Annotated in this window: 2 protein-coding genes; both read right to left on the bottom strand. The window is 47.4% G+C overall.

Translation table 11 applies throughout. From position 1 onward, the window contains the following. A partial coding sequence (locus tag CSV80_RS17260) for a magnesium chelatase domain-containing protein (RefSeq protein WP_304442310.1) occupies positions 1-527 on the bottom strand: 527 nt, incomplete at its 3' end. 292 nt (positions 528-819) lie between these two features. Beyond that, a partial coding sequence (locus CSV80_RS17255; RefSeq protein WP_143560516.1) for an ATP-binding protein occupies positions 820-1,431 on the bottom strand: 612 nt, incomplete at its 5' end.

Raw genomic sequence — 1,431 nt, 5'->3', positions numbered from 1 at the left:
TCAAACAAGAGCGTAGACTGTCCTCGAAGATGCTCAAGCAACGCTTCCACTGTCGGAAGCGGAATCAACTCCACATCTTGCGCAAAGTCAAGAAATGACACATCCACCGGTGGCAAATAGATCCGTTTGAATCCTAACGTCAACGCTTGCTGGATTGCAGGCAACAAGCCATGGAACGGAACCAACTCGCCATGCAGTGATAGAGACGTAATGACGCAGATGGAATCATCCAGCGGCAAAGGCTGATCCGTCAGCTCCTGAATAGCCGCAAGCAACATCGCACCATCAAAACCCGTCCCACTCTTCTGTATATCCGCTGGCGACAAATGAATCGTAATCTTCTTCATCGTCAAATCAAAATCCAAATGGTGCAAACAACTCAAAATACGCTCCTTCGATTCCTTGATACTCGCATCCGGCAACCCAATAATTACACACTGCTCCTTATCGACGCGTATGTCGGCCTCCACACGGACCCGTTCCCCTTTTAACCCTTGCAGCCCAATACTCATGACTGTCGAAGCCATCCCTTCACCTTCTTTACTCAATCTGATTGTTTAGAGTATAGCGGAGGTGATACAGCATGGTCAAAACAGCAAAATTGAATTATTAAAAAGAGAAACGGCATACGTATCATGTTTTATAAAAGATGAATTGAATTTCACTTGCAATTTCAATAGAAGAAATCAATTCTTCGACTATTTTCTTTTATAACAAAAAAGCCAACCGAACGTTTACACGATTAGTTGGCTTTTCATTTTGCATGTTCTCGAATTGTCAGACTAGCGTCTGAATTGTGTGATACACAGGTAGCGATCACTAAATCGTCACTTCTCCAGACTCCATCGGCTGCCGTAGCATATCCAGCGTCTTCCTCGAGAATTCACCCAGCTCATCAAGGAACAGTATGCCACGGTGTGCCAAAGAAATCTCTCCAGGCTTCGGATGAGTACCCCCACCTATCAATGAAATAGCAGAAGCGGAATGGTGAGGTTGGCGATAAGGCGGACGCAACGTCATCCCCTGCTTTACCCGCGCCAAATGATATAAACTATACACTTCAAGCGCTTCCTCCTGCGCTAAATCCGACATGATAGAAGAAAAAGCACCAGCCAGCATACTCTTGCCACAACCTGGCGGGCCGATCAATAACGTATGATGTCCCCCAGCCGCCGCAATCTCCAATGCGCGCTTCGCCTGCTGCTGGCCACGGATCGAGGCAAAATCCGTCTCCGGCTGCTCGTGAGTAGGTGCCTGTTCTGTAATAACAGGAGATAGAAAGCCTTCAAACATGAGTGTAGACTGTCCTCGAAGATGCTCAAGCAACGCTTCCACTGTCGGAAGCGGAATCAACTCCACATCTTGCGCAAAGTCAAGAAACGACACATCCACCGGTGGCAGATAGATCCGTTTGAAGCCTAACGTCAACGC

This window comes from Sporosarcina sp. P12(2017) (assembly GCF_002743035.1).
Lineage (GTDB): Bacteria > Bacillota > Bacilli > Bacillales_A > Planococcaceae > Sporosarcina > Sporosarcina ureae.
Note: the sequence above shows the minus strand (reverse complement) of the source record. Positions and strands in the feature narration are given on the sequence as shown.